Origin of the sequence: Methylibium rhizosphaerae (assembly GCF_006386545.1) — a bacterium.
GTDB lineage: Bacteria > Pseudomonadota > Gammaproteobacteria > Burkholderiales > Burkholderiaceae_C > Pseudorivibacter > Pseudorivibacter rhizosphaerae.
In genome coordinates, this window is sequence record NZ_SWAR01000009.1 from 73,015 (window position 1) to 92,897 (window position 19,883).

At 69.4% G+C, this 19,883-nt stretch carries 15 protein-coding genes and 1 tRNA gene; 4 read left to right on the forward strand and 12 right to left on the reverse strand.

Annotated elements, in window-relative coordinates; all coding sequences use genetic code 11:
• The first annotated feature begins 17 nt into the window (after positions 1-17).
• Entirely contained in the window at positions 18-1,130 is a 1,113-nt protein-coding gene (gene mutY, locus E8D38_RS09185; protein WP_140628237.1) for an A/G-specific adenine glycosylase, read from the forward strand.
• On the opposite strand, the gene E8D38_RS09190 is transcribed toward mutY, so the two are convergent.
• The 4 genes from E8D38_RS09190 to E8D38_RS09205 are packed head-to-tail and all read right to left on the reverse strand — an operon-like array spanning position 1,127 to position 5,254.
• Positions 1,127-1,750: an LON peptidase substrate-binding domain-containing protein gene (locus E8D38_RS09190; protein WP_140628239.1), complete on the reverse strand. Its 624-nt coding sequence runs from the start codon at positions 1,748-1,750 to the stop codon at positions 1,127-1,129. The two genes, mutY and E8D38_RS09190, sit on opposite strands and share 4 nt — an antisense overlap.
• Complete coding sequence (gene rapZ, locus E8D38_RS09195; protein WP_140628241.1) at positions 1,747-2,691, reverse strand: RNase adapter RapZ; 945 nt, start codon at positions 2,689-2,691, stop codon at positions 1,747-1,749. Before rapZ ends, E8D38_RS09190 begins: the two co-directional genes overlap by 4 nt.
• The gene (gene recN / locus E8D38_RS09200; protein WP_181179005.1) at positions 2,688-4,376 is read right to left on the reverse strand and encodes a DNA repair protein RecN; all 1,689 of its coding nucleotides are present in this window, start codon (positions 4,374-4,376) and stop codon (positions 2,688-2,690) included. Before recN ends, rapZ begins: the two co-directional genes overlap by 4 nt.
• Entirely contained in the window at positions 4,376-5,254 is an 879-nt protein-coding gene (locus tag E8D38_RS09205) for an NAD kinase (RefSeq protein ID WP_140628246.1), read from the reverse strand. Before E8D38_RS09205 ends, recN begins: the two co-directional genes overlap by 1 nt.
• Before the next feature lie 68 nt (positions 5,255-5,322).
• Between E8D38_RS09205 and hrcA the strand changes: the two genes are divergently transcribed.
• The 3 genes from hrcA (at position 5,323) to E8D38_RS09220 (ending at position 7,646) form a co-directional block, all read left to right on the forward strand.
• Positions 5,323-6,348, forward strand: a complete 1,026-nt coding sequence (gene hrcA / locus E8D38_RS09210) for a heat-inducible transcriptional repressor HrcA (protein ID WP_140628458.1) — start codon at positions 5,323-5,325, stop codon at positions 6,346-6,348.
• Positions 6,349-6,378: 30 nt separating this feature from the next.
• Positions 6,379-6,455 (forward strand) — tRNA-Ile (locus E8D38_RS09215).
• Positions 6,456-6,659: 204 nt separating this feature from the next.
• The gene (locus E8D38_RS09220; RefSeq protein ID WP_140628248.1) at positions 6,660-7,646 is read left to right on the forward strand and encodes a sigma-54 interaction domain-containing protein; all 987 of its coding nucleotides are present in this window, start codon (positions 6,660-6,662) and stop codon (positions 7,644-7,646) included.
• Between the two features lie 44 nt (positions 7,647-7,690).
• On the opposite strand, the gene E8D38_RS09225 is transcribed toward E8D38_RS09220, so the two are convergent.
• The 8 genes from E8D38_RS09225 to E8D38_RS09260 are packed head-to-tail and all read right to left on the reverse strand — an operon-like array spanning position 7,691 to position 19,877.
• Positions 7,691-8,074, reverse strand: a complete 384-nt coding sequence (locus E8D38_RS09225; protein WP_140628250.1) for a DUF3467 domain-containing protein — start codon at positions 8,072-8,074, stop codon at positions 7,691-7,693.
• 10 nt (positions 8,075-8,084) lie between these two features.
• The gene (locus E8D38_RS09230; protein WP_140628252.1) at positions 8,085-12,224 is read right to left on the reverse strand and encodes a hypothetical protein; all 4,140 of its coding nucleotides are present in this window, start codon (positions 12,222-12,224) and stop codon (positions 8,085-8,087) included.
• A 31-nt stretch (positions 12,225-12,255) separates the two neighbouring features.
• A complete protein-coding gene (locus E8D38_RS09235) occupies positions 12,256-13,539 on the reverse strand; it encodes a hypothetical protein (protein WP_140628255.1) in 1,284 nt (427 codons plus the stop codon).
• Entirely contained in the window at positions 13,524-15,149 is a 1,626-nt protein-coding gene (locus tag E8D38_RS09240; RefSeq protein WP_140628259.1) for a hypothetical protein, read from the reverse strand. Before E8D38_RS09240 ends, E8D38_RS09235 begins: the two co-directional genes overlap by 16 nt.
• Entirely contained in the window at positions 15,146-16,159 is a 1,014-nt protein-coding gene (locus E8D38_RS09245; RefSeq protein ID WP_140628261.1) for a hypothetical protein, read from the reverse strand. Before E8D38_RS09245 ends, E8D38_RS09240 begins: the two co-directional genes overlap by 4 nt.
• Before the next feature lie 14 nt (positions 16,160-16,173).
• Positions 16,174-17,397 carry a hypothetical protein gene (locus E8D38_RS09250; protein WP_140628264.1) on the reverse strand — a complete coding sequence of 408 codons (1,224 nt, stop codon included), beginning with the start codon at positions 17,395-17,397 and terminating at the stop codon, positions 16,174-16,176.
• Positions 17,398-17,416: 19 nt separating this feature from the next.
• Positions 17,417-18,742, reverse strand: a complete 1,326-nt coding sequence (locus E8D38_RS09255) for a hypothetical protein (RefSeq protein WP_140628267.1) — start codon at positions 18,740-18,742, stop codon at positions 17,417-17,419.
• A 25-nt stretch (positions 18,743-18,767) separates the two neighbouring features.
• Positions 18,768-19,877 (reverse strand): hypothetical protein, encoded by a 1,110-nt coding sequence (locus tag E8D38_RS09260; protein ID WP_140628269.1) that lies wholly within the window; start codon positions 19,875-19,877, stop codon positions 18,768-18,770.
• Positions 19,878-19,883 lie beyond the last annotated feature (6 nt).

The window sequence follows — 19,883 nt, forward strand, 5'->3', positions numbered from 1 at the left end:
CGCCTGACCCGCGCCTGATGCCTCGCCCTCGCAGAGAGGCCGCTTCCAGGGCGGCCGAATCTTCTTCTGCAACCGAAGTCGACGCCGACCTCGCCCGTCAGTTCGCCTCCCTGGTGGTGGCCTGGCAGCGGGAGCACGGCCGCCACGGGCTGCCCTGGCAGCGCACCCGCGACCCGTATCGCGTGTGGCTCTCGGAAATCATGCTGCAGCAGACGCAGGTGAGCACCGTGCTCGCCTACTACGCCCGCTTCCTCGAGCGGTATCCCGACGTGCCGGCACTCGCCGCCGCGCCGCTCGACGACGTGCTCACTGCCTGGGCTGGCCTGGGCTACTACAGCCGCGCCCGCAACCTGCACCGCTGTGCGCAGGCGGTGGTGGCGGTGCATGGCGGCTCGTTCCCGACCAGCGCCGCGCAACTGGCCGAGTTGCCCGGCATCGGCCGCTCCACCGCAGCGGCCATCGCGTCGTTCTGCTTCGGCGAGCGCGCCGCCATCCTCGACGGCAACGTGAAACGCGTGCTGAGCCGCACGCTCGGCTTCGGCGACGACCTCGCCGAGACGCGCCATGAGCGCCGGCTGTGGAGCCTGGCCGAGGCGGTGCTGCCCCAGCAGGGCGACGACATGCCGGCCTACACCCAGGGCCTGATGGACCTGGGCGCCACCGTCTGCCTGGCACGCAAGCCGACCTGCCTGCTGTGCCCGGTGCAGGCGCTTTGCGCCGCGCAGCGTGAAGGCAGTCCCGAGCGCTACCCGGTCAAGACCCGCAAGCTCAAGCGCAGCCGCCGCGAGCATTGGTGGCTGTGGCTCGAATGGCAGGACCAGGTGTGGCTGCAGCAACGCCCCGCCACCGGCGTGTGGGCCGGGCTGTGGGTGCTGCCGCTGTTCGATGACGAGGCGCAGTTGCAGGCGGCCGCGCAAGGCCTCGGCTCGACGCCGGAGCCGCAGCCGCAGATCGAACACGCCCTCACCCACTTCGACTGGGTGCTGCATCCGCGGCGGGCCCGGCTGGCAGCGCTGCCGGCGGCCGACGGCGGAAGCGGCGTGCTGGGCGAAGGTCGCTGGGTGGCGCGCGACCAGCTGGGCGGAGTGGCCCTGCCGTCACCGCTGCGCAAGCTGCTGCTCGGCGCCTAGGTCACGACGCCCTTGCTGCGCAGGAACTCGTCGACGAGCTTCAGGCGCACCAGCGGGTCGGGCAGCTCCATCAGTTTCTGCTTCGCCGTGATGGAGATCGGCAGCAGCTCGCACCAGCGGTTGGCCACCCAGCCCGCGCTTTCGAAGCGATACGGCTCGAGGATGTGCACCACGCCCTGGCGCTTGAGTGCGGCGATCGCGTTGGCCAGACCCTTGGCGGTGCCGACCAGCTCCTCGGTGGGGAGCACGGCTTCGTCGCCGGGCAGGTCGGACACGTCGCCCACCCACAACCCGTTGGGCTGCTGGCGGCTGGCGTGGGTCTCGAACCTCACCGTGCCGCGGCAGCGCACCTGCAGGATGCCGCTTTGCGGGCTGTCGACGTCGATCAGCTCGGCCTGGCAGCCAATGGTTTCGAGCTCGACGGCGTCGCCTGCGCGCTTGACCTCCTGGCCGCGCTTGAGCGCCACCACACCGAACGGCCGCTGCTCGCGCATGCAGGTGCCGATGAGGTCGAGATAGCGCGCTTCGAACACCTTCAGGCTCAACAGGCCGTCCGGGAAGAGCACCGACTGCAGGGGAAACAGGGGGAGCTCTCGAGTACTGCTGGAGGATGCTGTCATTTGGGGGTTCGATGGCCCTCGCGTGCACCGAGTTCGCGGTGCCGCACGAGGGTGACGCCGCGCGAGGCGAAGCGTCGGGCAAGCTGCTCGGCGCAATACACCGAGCGGTGCTGGCCGCCGGTGCAGCCGATGGCCACGGTGAGGTAGCTGCGCTGGTCCTGCTCGAAGGCAGGCAGCCAGCGCACCAGGAAGGCTTCGATCTGCGCCACCATCTCGGCCACCTCGGGCTGCTCTTCGAGATAGGTGATCACCGGGGCATCGCGCCCGGTCAACGGCCGCAGCTCGCGCACGTAGTGCGGGTTGGGCAGCATGCGCACGTCGAACACGTAGTCGGCGTCGAGCGGCACGCCGTGCTTGAACGCGAAAGACTCGAAGATCAGCGTCAGCGTGGACGAGGCGGTCTGCACCAGGCTGCGCATCCAGGCGCGCAGCTGCGCCGGGCGCAGCTGGCTGGTGTCGATGGTGGAGGACACGTCGCGCAGGTCGGCCAGCAGCTCGCGCTCGAGCTCGATGGCCTCGGTGAGCACGCGATGCGCGTCCTCGCGCAGCTCGCCGGTGGCGGCTTCGTCGAAGTCGTCGGACAGCGGATGCCGGCGCCTTGTTTCGGAGAAGCGGCGCACCAGCGTGTCGGTGCTGGCGTCGAGAAAGATCGAGCGCACCGCCACGCCTTCGTCGCGCAGCTGCGCCAGCACCGGCAGCAGCTGCTGCACCGAGCCGGCGGTGTGCACGTCCACACCGACGGCGACACGGCGCGCCGAGCGGGCGTGCTCCAGCTTGATGAACTCGCGCAGCAGTTGCGGCGGCAGGTTGTCGACGCAGTAGAAGCCGGCGTCCTCGAGCGCGGCCAGCGCCACCGACTTGCCGGAGCCGGAGATGCCGGTGACCAGCACGACTTCACGCGGCTCGAGCGCGGGCGCTGGTGCGGAAACAACCGTGTTCATGATCTCTTTGCGCGGGCCTTGGCCGGTGCCGGCGCGGCAGCCACCGCGGTGGCCAGCATTTCCTTCGCATGGGCGAGGCTCGCGCCCGAGAGCTGCTGGCCGCCTAGCATGCGTGCGATCTCGGCCACCCGCGCCTCACCCAGCACCAGCGACACGTCGCTGGTGGTGCTGCCGGCCCGGCTGGTCTTGGAAACCACGTGGTGGTGGTCGGCACAGGCGGCCACCTGCGGCAGGTGGGTCACCGCCATGACCTGCCGGTCGCGGCCCAGCTGCTTCATCAGCCGGCCCACGGTTTCGGCCACGGCGCCGCCCACGCCGGAATCGATCTCGTCGAAGATGAGCGTGCCGGCTTCGCCCAGCTCGCTGGTGGTGACCGCGATCGCCAGCGCGATGCGCGAGAGTTCGCCTCCGGAAGCCACCTTGCCCAGCGGGCGCGGTGTGCTGCCTTCGTGACCGGCCACCAGGAACTCGGCCGATTCGAGGCCATGCGACTGCGGCTCCGCCAGCACCGACAAGGCCACTTCGAAACGGCCACCCGCCATGCCCAGCTGCTGCATTGCGACGGTGACGGCCTGCGCCAGCCGGGGCGCGGCGGCGCGACGCAGCTTCGAGACGGCCTTGGCTTCGGTGTCGTAGGTGCTTCGCGCTGCGGCCGCCTCGCGCTCCAGCGCCTCGAGGTCGCTCGCGGCTTCGAGCGCCTGCAGTTCGCTGCGCCAGGCCTCCAGCGTGGCCGGCAACTCTTCGGGCTGGCGGCGGTAGCGTCGGGCCAGGCTCATCCAGGCGGCGAGCCGCTCGTCGAGCGCCTGCAGGCGCTCGGGTTCGAGATCGGTGTGGCGCAGCGCTGCGTTGAGGCTGTGGGCGGCGTCCTGCAGTTGCGCCTGAGCCCCCTGCAGCACCTCCAGCGCGCTGGCGAGCGCCGTCTCGTAGCCGGCCACCGGCTGCAGCGCATCGATGGCGCGGCCGGTCAGTTCGTCGGCCGAGCCTTCCGCCTCGGACACAGCGTTCAAGGCCAGTTGAGCGGCATCGAGAATCGCCTGTGCATGGGCCAGGCGCTGATGCTCGGCGTTGAGCTCGGCCCACTCGTCGGCGCCTGGCGCCAGCTTGTCGAGCTCGCCGATCTGCCACTGCAGGCGCTCTCGTTCGCGCTCCAGGTCGGCCTGCTTGCCGCGGGCTTCGTCCAGCTGCTGCCTGGCGCCGCGCCAGCCGGCCCAGGCAGCCGCCATGGCGCTGGAGTCCACGCCGGCGTAGGCGTCGAGCAGCGCACGCACCGAATCTGCACGGGTGAGGCTCTGCCAGGCGTGCTGGCCGTGGATGTCGACCAGCTGTTCGCCCAGCTCGCGCAGCTGGGTGACGGTGGCCGGGCTGCCGTTGATCCAGGCCCGGCTCTTGCCCTGCGCATCGAGCGTGCGGCGCAGCAGCAGCGTGTCGTCGCGCTCGAACCCGGCGGCTTCGAGCCACGGGGCGAAGGCGTCGCGCATGTCGAACTCGGCAGTGATCTCGGCGCGCGCGGCGCCTTCGCGCACCACGCCGGCGTCGCCGCGGCTGCCCAGCGCGAGCTGCAGCGCGTCGATCAGGATGGACTTGCCGGCGCCGGTTTCGCCGGTGAGCACCGAAAAGCCTTCGGCCAGATCGACCTCCAGCGAGGTCACGATGACAAAGTCACGCAGCGCGAGACGACGCAGCATCAGCCCACCACCCCTTCGTTCCAGTGCAGCTTGCGGCGCAGCGTGGCGTAGTAGCTCCAGCCGCGCGGATGCAGGAAGCGTACGCGGTGTTCGGAGCGGCGCACCGTGATGCGGTCGCCGTGCAGCAGGCTGGCGAGGCTTTGCATGTCGAAGTTCACGCTCGCGTCGCGCCCGGCGACGATCTCGACCGACACGCAGCCCGCGTCCGGCAGGACGATCGGCCTGTTCGACAGCGTGTGCGGCGCGATCGGCACCATCGACCAGCCGGCGATCGCCGGATGCAGGATGGGCCCGCCGGCCGACAGCGCGTAGGCGGTCGAGCCGGTGGGCGACGCGATGATGAGCCCGTCGGCACGCAGGTTGGCGACGAACTGGTCGTCCACCGAGATCTTGAGCTCCACCATGCTGGAGGCGGCGCCGCGGCTCACCACCACGTCGTTGAGCGCATAGCCCTCATAGATGACTTCGCCGTCGCGCTCGACCGCGCCCTCGAACATGCTGCGGTGTTCTTCCTCGTAGTCGCCGGCGATCATGGGCGCCAGGACTTCGGCGGTTTCGCTGACCGGGATGTCGGTGATGAAGCCGAGCCGGCCCTGGTTGACCCCCGCCAGCGGCACGTTGTAGCGCGCCAGTTCGCGCGCGATGTGCAGCATGGTGCCGTCGCCGCCCACAACCACGGCCAGGTCGCACTGGCGGCCGAGCTCGGCGGTGGGAAGCGCGGGGTAGTCGGTGAGGCCGGTGTTGAGGGCGGTGGCGCGCTCGAGCGTCACCTCCAGGCCTTGGCGCACCAGAAACTGGGCAAGCTCGTCCAGCACCGAGCGGCTGCCCTGAGCCTGGTATTTGCCTATGAGTGCGGCATGTCGGAAGCGCGTCGGCATGTGAGGAATTACACCATAGCGATTGCCCCTGGATTCTCTTGGAGCAAGGCGAACCTAGAATGACTTTCATGCTGGACGACCGCGCCAAGACGCTGCTGAAGACCCTGGTCGAGCGATACATCGCCGATGGCCAACCCGTGGGTTCGCGCACGCTGTCCAGGGCTTCCGGCCTCGAGCTGTCGCCGGCCACCATCCGCAACGTGATGGCCGACCTCGAGGAACTGGGCCTCATCGCCAGCCCGCACACGTCGGCCGGGCGCATCCCCACGGCACGGGGCTATCGCCTGTTCGTAGACACCATGCTCACCGCACGCTCGCTGCAGCGCGACGACGAGGCGGCAGTGCCGCCCGACGCCCGGGGGCAGCTGCAGCCCGACCAGCCGCAGAGGGTGATCGCCAACGCGGCCCACCTGCTGTCCGACCTGTCGCAGTTCGTCGGCGTGGTCACCGCGCCGCGCAAGGCGTCGGTGTTCCACCACATCGAATTCCTGCGCCTGGGCGAGCGGCGCATCCTGCTCATCCTGGTGGCGCCCGACGGCGACGTGCAGAACCGGGTGATCTTCACCGCCCAGGACTACACGCAAAGCCAGCTCATCGAGGCCAGCAACTACCTCAACGCGCACTACGCCGGCCTCACCATCGAACTGGTGCGCGAGCGGCTCAAGGGCGAGATCGAGGCCCTGCGCGGAGAGATCGCCGCGCTGATGCAGGCGGCCGTGCAGGCCGGCACCGACGCCATGGAAGAAAGCGACCAGGTCGTCGTGTCCGGCGAACGCAACCTGCTGGGGGTGCAGGACTTCGGCAACGACATGGGCTCCCTGCGCAAGCTGTTCGACCTGTTCGAGCAGAAGACGCAGCTGATGCGCCTGCTCGACGTCTCGAGCCGCGCCGACGGCGTGCGCATCTACATCGGCGGCGAAAGCCAGGTGGTGCCGTACGAGGAACTGTCGGTAGTGTCGGCGCCCTACGTGGTGGACGGCCAGGTGGTCGGCACGCTCGGCGTGATCGGGCCCACCCGCATGGCCTACGACCGCATGATCCAGATCGTCGATATCACGGCGCGGCTGGTCAGCAACGCCCTGAGCCAGAAGTAGGGCCGCCTACAATGCCGCCTCTTTCCCCGGGGGCCGTTAGCTCAGTCGGTTAGAGCAGAGGACTCATAATCCTTTGGTCGTTGGTTCAAGTCCAACACGGCCTACCAATGAGCGGGTGAGCATGCCACACAACAGCGGCGGCGAACAACGGGTGTTCGACGTCCGGCTGCCCGATTGGCTACAAGTCATATACGCGAGCGGCGGTTCAGTTTTTGGGGCTCGTCGCGCTTGCGTTCGCACATGTGCCTCGCTAACGTGCCGTCCCAAAGCACAGCAATAACGCGGTGCAGGTCCGATCCGGGAGGTGGACCATGCAGATTCGATCGAGTGCGAACCTCGGCCTCATCGGCCGGAACCGCACGTTCGACACAGCCCTGTCGTTCGCACGCAAAGCCGCGCGCCATGATTGCCCCTTGCTGATCGTCGGCGAGACCGGCACGGGCAAGGACGAGGTCGCGCGCCTTGTCCACGCGCACAGCACGCGCGCCAGCGGCCCGTTCGTCAGCCTCAACTGCGCGGCACTGCCCGAGGCGTTGATCGAAAGCGAGCTGTTCGGCTACGAGCGCGGCGCGTTCACCGGCGCGGGCCGTTCCTACGCGGGCCGATTCGTCGCTGCCGACGGCGGCACCCTGTTCCTCGACGAACTCGGCGACCTGCCGCTCGCAAGCCAAGCCAAGCTGCTGCGCGCGATCGAGCATCGCGAGGTCACGCCGCTGGGCAGCATGCGAGCGCGCAAGGTCGATCTACGCATCGTGGCCGCGACTCATCAGCCGCTCGAGGCCATGGTGCGCGAGCGGCGCTTTCGCGAGGATCTGTTCTACCGGCTCAGCGTCGCGCGTGTGCAGCTGCCACCGCTGCGCGAACGCCGCGACGACATCCTCGAACTGGCCGCACATTTCATGGCACCACTCAAGCGCAGCGCCGACGGTGCGCGGGTCGGCTGGTTCGATGCCGTGGCGCTCGAGTGCCTGCTTGCCCACCGCTGGCCCGGCAATGTGCGTGAGCTGCGCAACGTGATCGAGTCCATCTTCATCGACCCGCCCGACGGCCCGATCACCCTGCGCTCGCTGCCCGCCTATCTCGCGCAGCCCTTCGACGATCCCAACACGGCCGCAGTGCCAGGCCGCAACGAGCGCCAGCGCATCCTTGACACCCTGCTCGCCACCCACTGGAACAAGGCGGCCGCCGCGCGCGAGCTCAAATGGTCGCGCGTAACGCTCTACCGCAAGATGGCCAAGCACGCGATTCCATGCGCCAGCGAGGCGCAGGCCGACCCCGTCCGTTCGCACGCCGGCTAGTTCGCATCAACGCCAATCAGGCATGTGATGGCTGCCGCCCCGCCTCATGGAGAGCCCGAGCGAGGAGTCCGCCGAACGTGCTGTCCGCTCCGCGTTTGCCCGCCGGCATCGTCTGTGGCGGCGTTGCCCTCGACCAGCGGTGTCCGCGCCGGCGTGGTGATCGCGCCGAACTGCGCTTCATAGTTGCCGATGCTTCGGTCGAGCAGGTCGAGGAAGACCTTGGCATAGGCCGGCGCCGTGACGATGCGCGTATGCGTCGCCGCGCCGCTGTTGCCGTCGGCATAGTCCTGCGCGAAGTCGAACAGGAACTCGAAGGCATTGAAACCGACCTCGAACTGATTCGCGTAGCTCGCCAGTTCAGCCGCCAGCTCCGGTGTCAGGCCCGAAGGAGGCCGGGCCTGACGGCGCGGATGGCGCTGACGGCGCATGGCACGGCTGTCAGAGCGTCAGGAAACCGTGCAGCAGTGCGAGCACGCGCTGGCGGTAGATGCCGCCACCGTAGGCCCGTTTGCCGGAGATTCTGCGGCCCATTGCATAGATCGAGCCCGCGGTACCGATCGCATTGCCGTCCGACTCGGGCGGCACATGGAGCAGGGTCGCGGCGGTCCGGCTCATCTCGCGGTAGTCGCCCTTTCTGGCATCGAAGCCCCTGGCATGCAGAGCGACGCCCTTGGCCAGCATCTCGGACTGGCCGAAGATCCGGTCCCAGTCGTCGGTCGTGCTGCGCGTGCAGGCAACATCGTTCGAATAGGAGGCCCAGCGACGCGCATAGTCGGCCAGCACCGTGTTGCTGCCGCGATAGCCCTTGATCCAGTTGACGACACTGCGATACGCCCCTCGGCTGGTCGTCTGGATCACGCCGCGTCCGCGGAACTTGTAGAAGTCGGCCTGCATGATGAAGCCGTTGGCGGCCGGATCCTCGTTGGTCGAGAAGTCGCCCTGCGGGTAGTAGCTGCCGTTCCAGGCACCACGGAAGTCGCTGCCGTGATTCGCCAGTTGCGCCGCGCCGGCGAGCGAGCCGTGGGCGTCGATGAAATCGGCGTCGTTGAACAGCGATCCGGCCGTGCGGCCGCCACGCAGCATGTTGTAGCTCGATTTCACGCCGATGATGCGATCGAAGAAATAGGCAAGGCCGGGATGACGGCCGCTCGCATCGGTGCGCCCGCCACCGCGGCGGCCGCTGTTTTCCGGGTGGGCCCAAAGATGACCGCCTGTTTCGTTGATGGAGATGGCGGTGAACGCGGCGAAGTCGAGGGCCGTAATCTCGTCGCGATCGAAGGCCGTGCGGATCTGGTTCCAGAACGCCGTGAAGCGCTCACGCGCGATGCGGCTCGTTTCGGTCGCGCCACGCTCCCTGAAGGGCGCGCTGCGCGCGAGGCCGGCGTTGTACCAGTCGATGAACGAGGCTTGGCCGCCGCGGCGGAAGAAGGTTTCGATCTCGGCCGCGTTGCGGAAGCGGATCGCCGCGAGGCGATCGACCTCGGCCTGGGTGAGGTCGGTCGTGATCGCCGTGCGCGGCGGCGCGTCGAAGGCCGTCACCGCGTCCGACAGGTCGAGCGCCGTCGGCGTCACGCCGGCCGCACCGAGCAGGCGGCGCAGCGGGCGATAGTGGCCGTAGCGATGTTCCTTGCCGGACTCCGGGACAGGCCCAAAACCGGTCCGCCCGGCGGGATCGTCGGTGCGTTCGAGCCGATGGCCGACGAAGTCGGCCGAGCGCGCGGCCCGATCGGGGACCAGGCGCCACCAGCGCGCGGCCGGCCCGATATCGTCCGGCGTCGAGCGCGACTCGGCCGTGCAGAAGTAGATGCCGTCGGCGCGGCGCTCGGCCCTCGACAGGATGCGGATATGGCCATTGAGCCACATCGTGTCGCCGGCGCAGAGCTGGGCCGGATCGGTCACCCGCTCGAAATTGGCGGTCCCGCCTTGCAGACCCGATGCCGGCGTGTTGTGCGGCTGGGCGATCCGGTCGGCCGCGGTGGCGCCTGGGCATTGGTCGACGATGCGGTTGATCGCCTGCGAGACGAACCCCGAGCAATCGATGCCGATGCCGTAACGGGCAAGGAAGGCACGCAGGGTCGCCGAGCTGGGGTGGCCGTTGATGGCCGGGTCGGTCGTGAGCACACCTTGCGCGTCGGCGGCCTGCAACAGGTCGCGGATCTCCTCGGGCGTGCCCTTGCCGATCGTCGCCTGGAAGAAGCGCCGCTCGTTGATGATCGCCCGCAGCCTGGGCGGCGCGGCGCGGCGATGGCCTTGTGCCGCGTCGTGGCGATTGCGCGTGCGACCGGGGCCCGTGGTCGGCCGCACGTTCATGAAATAGGGCGGATGCACGGCAATCGTCTGCGTGCCGACACGCACCGGAATGCCGCGCCAGCCGGCCAGGAAGCCCTCGACGATCTGGCAGATGCGCTGATCCCAGGTCGTACCGTAGCCGAGCGCGCTGCCGTACTGATCGGGGGCGAGGCCGAGCGGATCCTCGTAGGCGGCCGCCGCCGAGCGCGCGGTGACCGTGTGGCCGGCGCGGTCGAGCGTGTAGCGCGGCTCGTTGATCGGTCCCTCGGCTGCGATCAGCACGCTGAGGTTCGGATCACGCAGCACCTCGGCGATGCGGCGCTCAGCGCCGTCGACCTTCATAGTCGGCCAGACCAGGCGCACGCCATGGCTGTAGTCGACGAACACCGGCTCATGCGCGAACGACGGATAGCCGCGCATCACCTGCCCTCCGTTGCGCGGCGCCTGGATCGGCACGCCGCCGGTTGTGTAGGCGCCGTAGAAGGCCAGCTTCGGGCGCGCCGGCCCCATCGCGCCGGTCGTCTTGTTGCGCGAAGCGCGCATGTAGCCGTTGCTGATCACGATCTCCTTCTTGTGCCCGGCGGTCAGGATCGTCGGCGGGCGGCGCAGCTGGCCGTCGATCTGCTGGCTGTGCCACAGATAGCTGCTCGACGCGTCCTGCAGATGGGCGCGCGGCGTGCCGGCGTAGTTGCCGGGGATGAAGGCGAGCTTGGTCGGGGCGGCTTGGTAGAGCTGCTCGACCATGCGGGCCGTCGGAAGCAGGCAGTCGAACAGATCGGCGATGCGTTGCGCGTTGACCGGGTCGGTCGGGATGCGCACGTTGTCGCCGTCGCTGCCGATCGTGATCACATCGGGCGTCACGTAGAACTCGATCTCATGGCGCTGGCCGGCGCGGTCGTTGGCGCTTGTGCGCACCGTATGGAAGGTGCGCAGCCATGACGGCATATTGCCGGCGCGGATCTGTTCGAAGATCCGGTTCTCGCGTTCGACACCCTTGCGGTCGCCGAGGCTCGCGATGAAGGCCGAGCCGGACGGCGCATCGCCCGGGCGCGCCGGCGCGTGCACCTGCGGCATCGTCACGTCGAAGGCTTCGCCCTCCCAAGCGGCGGTTTCGTAGCTGCCGTCCTCCCATTCGTCGCTCAGCGAATGGCTACCGCCGTAGCCCTGGCCATGCCCATCGGCGTGGCCGGCGCCGTAGCTGTCGCCATAGCCATCGCCCTCGTCATCCTCTCCGTAGGCATGGGCGCGCACGGCGGCGGCCGGCAGATCCTGCGCCTGCGGCGACAGGTCGTTGCCAGGGTCGGCGAGCAGGCGACCGCCGAACGAGTTCGGCACGTCGTTGTGCTGGATGCCTCGATCGACGACACGCTGGGCGCGGTAGAACTTGCGCAGCAGCGTTCTCAAGCCGGCATCCGGGGCCTTCGCGGCCAGCACGTCCACGAGCATGCGGTCGATCGCCTGGGCCTGCGTCGACGTTCCGCCGAGGAACGCCACGCGCAGATAGTGCCCGGACATGCGCATGCGCTGCAGCGCCGTGTCGCCGCGCGCCGCGCCGATCAGCGCGATGTCGGCATCGAGCGCGGCCTCGACCCACGGACGCAGCGCGACCGGCCAGTCGGGCCCGCCGTAGGTCGCGTCGAACAGCTGCACGCCATGGACGGCCGTGGCGCTGCCGACGGTCGACCGCAGCAGCTGCAGCAGACGCGCGCCGCCACCCGAATGCGCGGTCAGGATCACGCGGCCGCGCGTCAGCGCGCCGCGCCCCGGCCCGAAGGCGCCGAGCACCTCGCCGAGCACGGTGTCGAGCTGCTGCGCGGTTGACACATGCGGGAAGTTGAAGCTCTCGCCCTGGAACCGACCCGTCCGCGAATTCACCCAGCGTCCGGCGACGCCATGCGGCACCAGGCCGACCGTCGCGCGGGGCACGCCCGGGTTCGTCAGCAGCAAGCCGCTGATGCCGGCCTTGGCGCCGAGGTTCATGCGCGGCGGATGGCTTTCGTCGGCGTAGCCAGTGAACCCGTGCAGATGAACGACCATCTCGACATTGCCGCTGTAGCCGGGCGGCAATTGGGTCCAGCGCAGCCAGCAGTTATTGCGCTGCAGGTCATGACTTGGATAGCGCGAATCCCGCGACCGGCGCAGCGCCGCCACCGTCTGCGCGCCGTCGCCCTGCGCGGCGCCGACATTCAGCGTCCCGTCGAAGGCCGAGACCTCGGTGGTCGCATCGGCGCCGAACACCAGGGCGCTGGCCGTGGTTGCGCCGACGTAGTTCGTGTAGGTGCTGCGCATGGTCGATCTCCTTGCTGTCGGGTTCGTTCTCTCAGGCGCTCGGCGCGGGCGCTGCCGCCTTGCCGTCGCCGCCATGGGTGTTGACCGGCGTATTCGCGGTCGGGTTGGGCGTGTTGCCCATGATCAGAGACATCAGCTCCGGCTTGGCGAAGCGCTCCATCGGGAAGTAGTCGCTCTTGAACTTCAGATCGACCTCGCCGGTCAGGTCGGCATGGACGTCGATCGCGTCGCTGCTGTTGGCCTTCTTCGACGAGACGTAGGCGACGCTCGTCGTCTGCTCGCCGCTCGGGCCACCGAGGAAGCCGGCGATGCCGCCGCCGAAGCTGAGCTTGTTCTGGTGCTTCACGTCGAACTGGCTCGCGCTTTCGGCCTGGGCCAGGTCCTGCGCATTGATCTGGAAGCCCATGCGTGCGTAGATGCGACCGCTGGTGATGACGATACGGTTGATGCCCATCAGCATCATGGTCGACAGCATCTGGTGGCGGCTCTTGGCCAGGTAGCGGCGTGCGGCCGGCACGAGCTTCTCCTCGGCTGCCTCGTCGGACAGGTCCACGTCCTCGTCGAGCCCCAGCGTGCCGCGGAGGTCGGGCTTGCCGGCGCTGCCGGCGCCGTCGCGCACGGCGACGCGGGGCCTGTCGCCGCCGGTCTCGACCTTGAAGTGGCTCGGGTAGGCGTTGACCAGCCAATCGCGCGCGTTGTTGTCGCTGATGTTGTCGGCCATGAACTGGTCGACCGTCTTCGACACGTTGGCGAGCAAGGCGCCGTAGGCCTCCATCTGCTGGATGCTGGCGTTGACGATCGCCTGGAAGGTGCCCTTGATCAGGTCGGCGACGAAGGTCGGGAAGGCGATCGCATTCAGCGTGTCGCGCGTGATGCGGCCGACCTGGCCGGTCGCGCGCGTGTCGAAATGCTCCTGCTGCTTCTTGGCCAGGGCCTGCACCGGCGGCTGCTGTGGCAGCACGGCGGCGACGGCCGCCTGCGCCGCCGCCGGCGCCCAGGCAGAAGCCTCTTGCGCAGCGACCGGAAGCGTCTCGCGCTGGTGGATCACCGGCGTCTGGCCAAGCCGCTTGGTCTGCGCCCATTCCTCGTGCACGAGTGCGGCCGTGTAGGCGGCGATCTTCTCGAGGTCGTGGCTCATCGCCTCCCGGCGCGTGGCCGGCAGGTCGTGGAAGGCCGGGCTCGATTCGAGCAGCGCACGCACTTGCGCATGAACGAGCCGCGACACCGGCGGCGTGATCGTCATGCCCTGGGCCGGCGGCACCGTGTCGAACGGGCCGGGCAAGGCGGGAGCCGCGGCGGTCAATGGACGGTCCATGGCGGTCCTTTCGCGGCATTGAACGAGGACGAGAGCCCTGCCTCCTCGGCGGTCGATTCGCCGTCGGCCTCGGCAGCCGGCCCGGTGCCGGCCGCTCGATTGGCATCGGCATGGCCGGCGCCGCCGCTGCTGGCATTCCCCCCATCGGCATGACCGCCGCCTTCGGCGGGCGTCGTCGCCTCGGGTGCGGGCCTGTTCGCGCCGGGATCGAGGGCGCCGCGCTGGATCGGTGCGGTCGGCAAGCGCGGCTCGGGCAGCGGCGAGCCGACCGGCGTCATCGTCGGCGGCGCCTCGCGCGTGCGGCGCTGCCGGGCCGGCGCAGCCGCGGCCTCGCCCGGCGGCGGCGCGCCAACACGCGGTGGTGCGAACGTCGGCGGCGGATTGGCCTCGGGCACGGCCGTGTTGCCCGAGATCGTGCGCAGCATGCCGGCATTGGCGAAGCGCTCGACCGGGAAGTAGTCGCTCTTGAAATGAAGCTCGACCTCGCCGGTCAGGTCGGTCGAGGTGTTGATCTCGGCATCGCTGCCGGCGCGCCTGCTGCTGACGTAGGCGAGCGAAGCCGAGGCCTCGACGCCCCAGACCAGCGCGTTGTAGTGGCCGCGCATCGCAACGCGGGCGTCGATGTCCTCGGCCGTTCGCTCGAACGCGCTGTCGCTCGTGTCGATGTGGAAAGCCATCGTCGCGCGGATCTTGCCGGCCGTGACGACGATGCGGTTGATGCCCATCAGCACCATCGTCGACAGCATCTGCAGCCGCGTCTCGGCAAGGCGCCTGCGCGCTGCGGGCAGCAGCGTGCTCTCGATCGACGCTTCGTCGAGCCCGCCGCTGACGTGGAGCTCGCTTTCGAAGTTCGGCGGCGGCAGCGCTTCGGCACTGTCGCGCGGCACGGCCTTGCCACCGCGCACCGTCAGATGACGCGGGTAGGTCTGGGCGAGCCAGCCATGCGCCTGGTCGTCGGTGACGTTGTCTTCCATGAACTGGTCGACCGTCTTCGAGACGTTCGACAGCAGCTTGGAGAACGCCTCCATCTGCTTGACGTTGGTCTGGAAGATCGCGTCGAAGGTGCCGCGGATCAGGTCGGCCACGAAGGTCGGGAAGGCGATCGCGCGCAGCGTCTGCTGAGTGACGTTGCCGATCTGGCTGGCCGCGCGAGGTGCAAAGTCGTTGGCCTGGGCGCGCGCCAGCTGCGCGGCGCGCGGCTCGCCTGAAGAAGGCTCTGGCTTCTCCCCCGCCGGGGGCAGCGCGCGGCTGACCCGCGTTTCCTTGAGCACCGGCGTCTGGCCGAGCCGCTCGGACTGCCAATAGATGTCGCGCAGGCATTCCGCCGCATAGCCGGCGACGCGGGCGAGCTTGGTTTCGAGCTCGTCGCGCTCGGGCTCGGCGAGCTGGTGATACGACGGCGTCGCTTCGAGCAGGCTGCGCACCTGTGTGCGCACGAGTGCCTCGGTCGCCGGCGTCGGCAAGATGCCGCGCGGATCGGGCGGCGTCGCGAACGCGCCGGACAACGCGACCGAACGCGGCGCACCGCGCGGGCCGGCGATCGGCCGGGCCGCGGGCGGCACCACCGGTCGTGCCGCGCCGGCCGGACGGGCGAGGATCGCTGCGGTCATGCACGCCTCCTGGCGCGGGCGATCGCCGCACTCGATGCAGCAAACGCCGTGTCGGGCAGCCGCGTCGGTCCGATGTTCCGGAACTGCGGCAGGTTGTCCGGCACCGGCAGGCCGCTGGCGATCAGCCAGCGCAACGCCGCCTGCACGCTTTCGGCGTCGGGCAGCTCGGCGTCGAACGCATCGGCGAGCGATCGCAGGAGCTGCTGTCCGGCCGCGCCGCGCCGCGCGGCCGCATCGCGGCGCGGCGCGCCGTCCTCGGGCAGCAGCTTGGCCAGGCTGTCCCAGGCCGAGCGCGAACCGAGCTGTCTCATGAGGCCCTCATCGCCGAGCAGCTCGAAGGCTTGCAGGATGCGCGCATGGAGGCGCCGCGCCCATTGCACGAGCGAGCCGGCCGGCGCCGTCGCGACAAGGGCGAGCAGCTCCTGCGCCGCAGCGCGCCACGCGGCCTGGCTGATCGGGCCGGCCTGGCTGCCCGTCGAGGGGCGAGCGCCGCGCTGGCGCTCGAGATCGGCGCGCACGACCGCGGTTGCGAAGCGCAGCAGCCGCTGCTGGAAATCGAGCCGCGTGCCGTCCTCGCTGCCCCAGCCGCCGAACGGCCCCTGGTTGGCTGCGCCTTGCAGATGGCGCACGGCCGCCGTGCCCAGGCCGAACAGCCGCGCGAAGACGGCTGCACGCTCGCTACGCGTCGGATAGTCGCGAGCGGTCCGTGCGAGCCGGTCGAGCTTCTCGGCCGCCGGTCGCTCGCGTAGGGCCAGCGCATGGCGCTGCTCGGTCAGCGCATCGACGGTTGGCAGCACGCCGGCCTCTTCGAGCTCGGCCTGCAGATAGAGCGCCGCATAAGCGGTCAGCACCTCGCGCTGCGGCGCGGTCGCAGTCGGGCTCGGCAGCGGCGGCAGTGCCAGGCGCAGCGGATCGTCGGCCAGCGACTGCGGCATCGCCAGCGACGCAAGCAGGCGATGAACATCGCGCAGCGCGGCGGCGAGCACATCGGGGCTGGCGCGGCGACCCATGTCCTTGATCCTTCTCAGCGGGCCGCCACCGGGGCGGGGGCAGGCTTCGCGGCGCCTGGTGTCGCGCCCGGGGCGGCCGCATTGGCATCCTGGCCGGCCGGCGTCTTGCCGCGGATCTGGTTGATCTGCATGACGTCGACCATGCGCTCCATCGGAAAGAAGTCGCTCTTGAACTGGACATTGACCTTGCCGGCGAGCTTGGCGTGCATCTGCACCTTGGCGTCCGAGTCCTCGCTGCGCGTCGTGCGCACCGAGAAGTTGGCGGTGTCTTCGGAACTCGACTTGCCGTACCAGCTCTGGTTCAACCGGCGCCTGGCGCCCAGGCCGAGAAAGCCCGATCGCGAGCTGCCGTAGCCGCCGTGATAGCCGGCTTCTGCCTTCCGCTGCGAATGCCAGTCGGCCGAGCGCTCCTGCTTCATGCGCCGGCGCACCGCATCGGTCGTGTTGAGCTCGAACATGCAGGACGCCTCGATCGAGCCGTTGGTCACGACGAGCCGGTTGACGCCCATCATCACCATCGTCGCGAGCAGCTGCTGGCGATCAAGTGCCATGCGCCGGCGTGCGGCCGGCACGAGCTTGCCCTCGATCACGTCGTCGTCCACCGAAGTGACCGGCTCGGGCAGGCCGAGGTCGCCCTGCAGATCGGGCAGGTTCTCGTCGCTGGCGCCCTGGCGGCGGCGCACCTTGGGCTTCTCGCCATCGAGATCGATCTCGAAATGCTCCGGGTAGCGGTCGACCAGGTAGTCGCGCGCGTTGTTCTCGCTGACGTTGTCTCGCATGTACTGGTCGACCGATTTGCTGACGTTCCTGACCAGCTCCGCGTAGGCCTCCATCTGCTGGATCGACGAGTTGACGATGGCGTTGAACACGCCGTCGATCAGCCCGGCGACGAATTGCGGGAAGTCCACCTTTTCGATCATCTCGGTGAAGGCCTCGCTGCCCTCGCGTGCGGCAACCGAACCGGCCTCGCCAAAGCGCTGGCCGGCGGTATCGCCTTCCGGCACCGGGGCCTTGCCCGTCAGCGCCGACACGGGGGTGTGCCCTGCGAGGGTCACCTGATCTGGCCTCGTCCGCCCATCAGCACCGCCGAGGATGTAGTGGAAGGCGCGCACCGTGTCGTTGGCCACGGCCACGCGCTGTTCGGGGCTCAGCCGCGAATAGGCAGGGCTGGAGAGCAGGCCCTGCCTGACCCGCTGGCGGATCAGCGGGAGGAGCTTGTCATCGTCGAGGCTCGGCATGGCGATGTCCTCGTTTCGATCAGCGTGCTGGCGGGGCGGGCGCAGTCACGCCGGGCACCGGCGGCAAGGCAGGCATCGGCGGCAGCGGCGGCGCGGCGGGAACGGCGGGCGCCGGCGCGGCGGCAGGCGCCTTGTCGCGGATCTGGTTGATCTGCAGCGCGTCGATCATCTTCTCCATCGGGAAGTAGTCGCTCTTGAAGTTGAGCTTGACCTTGCCCGTGAGCTCGGCGTGGAGCTTGATCTCCTCTTCGCTCTTGTTCGTGTCGATGGTCGAAACGCTGAACGAAGCGGTGCTGTCGCGCGTGTGGCCGTCGTACCAGCTCCGGTTGCCTGAGTACTTGCCGCTCTTGAGCCGGTCGCCTTCCTGGAGCGCTTCCTCGTACTTCTGGTCGCCCTTGTTGCCCCACTCATCGTGGTTCTTGCTGGTCCAGTTGCCACCGCTCGTGTAGGTGCGGTTGCGTGTTCGCGTGTCGCGCGTGTCGAGCTGGAACAGGCAGGAAGCCTCGATCGAGCCGTTGGTCACGACGAGCCGGTTGACGCCCATCATCACCAGCGTCGCGAGCATCTGCTGGCGGTCCATGGCGATGCGCTGGCGCGCCGCCGGCATCAGCTGCTGCTCGGCCGAGTCCTGGTCGAGCCCTCCCAGGGGCACCTTCAGGCCGAGGTCGGCAAAGAAGTCGGGCATGTTCGATTCGTCGGCGCCCTCGCGCGGCTTGAGCTTGGGCGTTTCCTGCGAAAGGTCCATCTCGAGATGCTCGGGATAACGCTGCACGAGATAGTCGCGTGCGTTCTGCTCGCTGACGTTGTCCTTCATGTACTGGTCGACCGACTTGCTGACGTTCTTGACCAGCTCGGCATAGGCCTCCATCTGCTTGATCGAGCTCGTGACGATCGAGTTGAAAACCCCGTCGACGAGACCGCCGACGAAGGACGGGAAGTCGACCTCCTGGATCAGGTGGTCCAACGCGTCGCCACCGCGACGCGCCGCCTCGCCGATCGCAGGCTGCCTGTCGACACGCTGCCTGCGCGCCAGATCCGCGCGCCGCGCTGCTTCGCCTGCCGGTGGCAGCTGTGCCATGCCGCGGCCCCCGCCCCCCGCACCGGCCTGCGCCTCCACGATCGGCGCATAGCCGGCGACATTGCCGCCGAGCTCCACTGCACCGGGCCGCGAAGTGCCGTCGGCACCGCCGAGGATGTAGTGGAAGGCGCGCACCGTGTTGTGGGCGATCTCGGTGCGCTTGACGGGTGGCAGCGCGTTGAACGCGGCGCTCTGGGTCAGCGCCTGCCGCACGCGCGCACGGATGTCGCCGAGCAGGCGGTCGTCGGGAGCGGCGGCAGCGGTCATGGCGTTCTCCGTCTTTGGCGATGAGTCAGGCCGGCTGCCACGCCGACGAGGACCAGAGCGCCTGGCCGGCGACGGTTTCCGGCATGTGTACCGGCGCGGGGCTCGGCGCCTGGGCCGGCTGATGTGCTGGAGCTTGGCGCATGCCTTCGAGGCGAGGGTCGAGCGATGCGGGCCGCAGGTAAAGGGCGACCCTTGCGGGCAGGTCGGGCCGAACCCAGACCGACAGCACCGACACGGTGCCCGGGCCCGGGTAGCCATCTGGGGTCAGCGCCATCAGCCAGCGGTCCATGCCCTGCACGCTGCGCGGCCGCTCGGTCATCTGCAGGCGGGTGAGCGCCATCAGCTGCGAGGGCAGATCGGGGATCGCATCGAGGCTGACGTCGAGCCTCAGCTCGACACCCTGGCGCAGCGGCCGCAGCGTCAGCATCGCGGCCTCTGCCGGCAGCGTGAAGCGCGCTCCGAGAATGAAGGCGACCGCGCTCATCAGGCCGGCATGGCGATGGCCGAGGCCGAGCTGGTCCATCAGCGGCTGCAGCGCCGCCAGCGACAGCGGCCGTTCCGATTCGAACGACAGTTGCTGCGCGCCGGCCGAACGGCCGCAGCGCACCGACATGATGACGGGCCGCAAACCCGGCATTGAGTCGAGCGCTATGCGGACGATGCGATGAAGCGGCGCCGGCAGCGCATCGATCATGCTCGGGCCCCATTCGCAATGCACGTAGGACTCGGCCAGGCCGTTGCGGTCGAAAGCGCTGCCGAAGGCGGCGCCCCACGACGCGCTGCCGCTCGTCTCGAGACCTCGGATCGGCTCCAGCTGGTTGTCGAGCCAGCGGCGCGCGGCACGGCCGAAATGTCGATCGACCACACTCGCCATCGCGTGGCTCGAGCTGTGGATCCGGTCGGCACCGGTCACGCCGCGGCCGGTTGCCCGCATGACGAAGTTCAGGTGCTCGGGCGTCTGCTCCGAGAAATGGGTCGACAGCGGCATGTCGTCGGTCGGATCGCCGTAGGGAACGTCGAGCTGCTCATCGAGCGCCGTGCCGACGTCGTCGAGCGGATCGGCCGTACCGAGCCGGCGCGCCGACTGCGCGAGCAGCCGCCGCGCGCGCAGGGCAAGGGTGTCTCGCGGTTTCATGTCGGG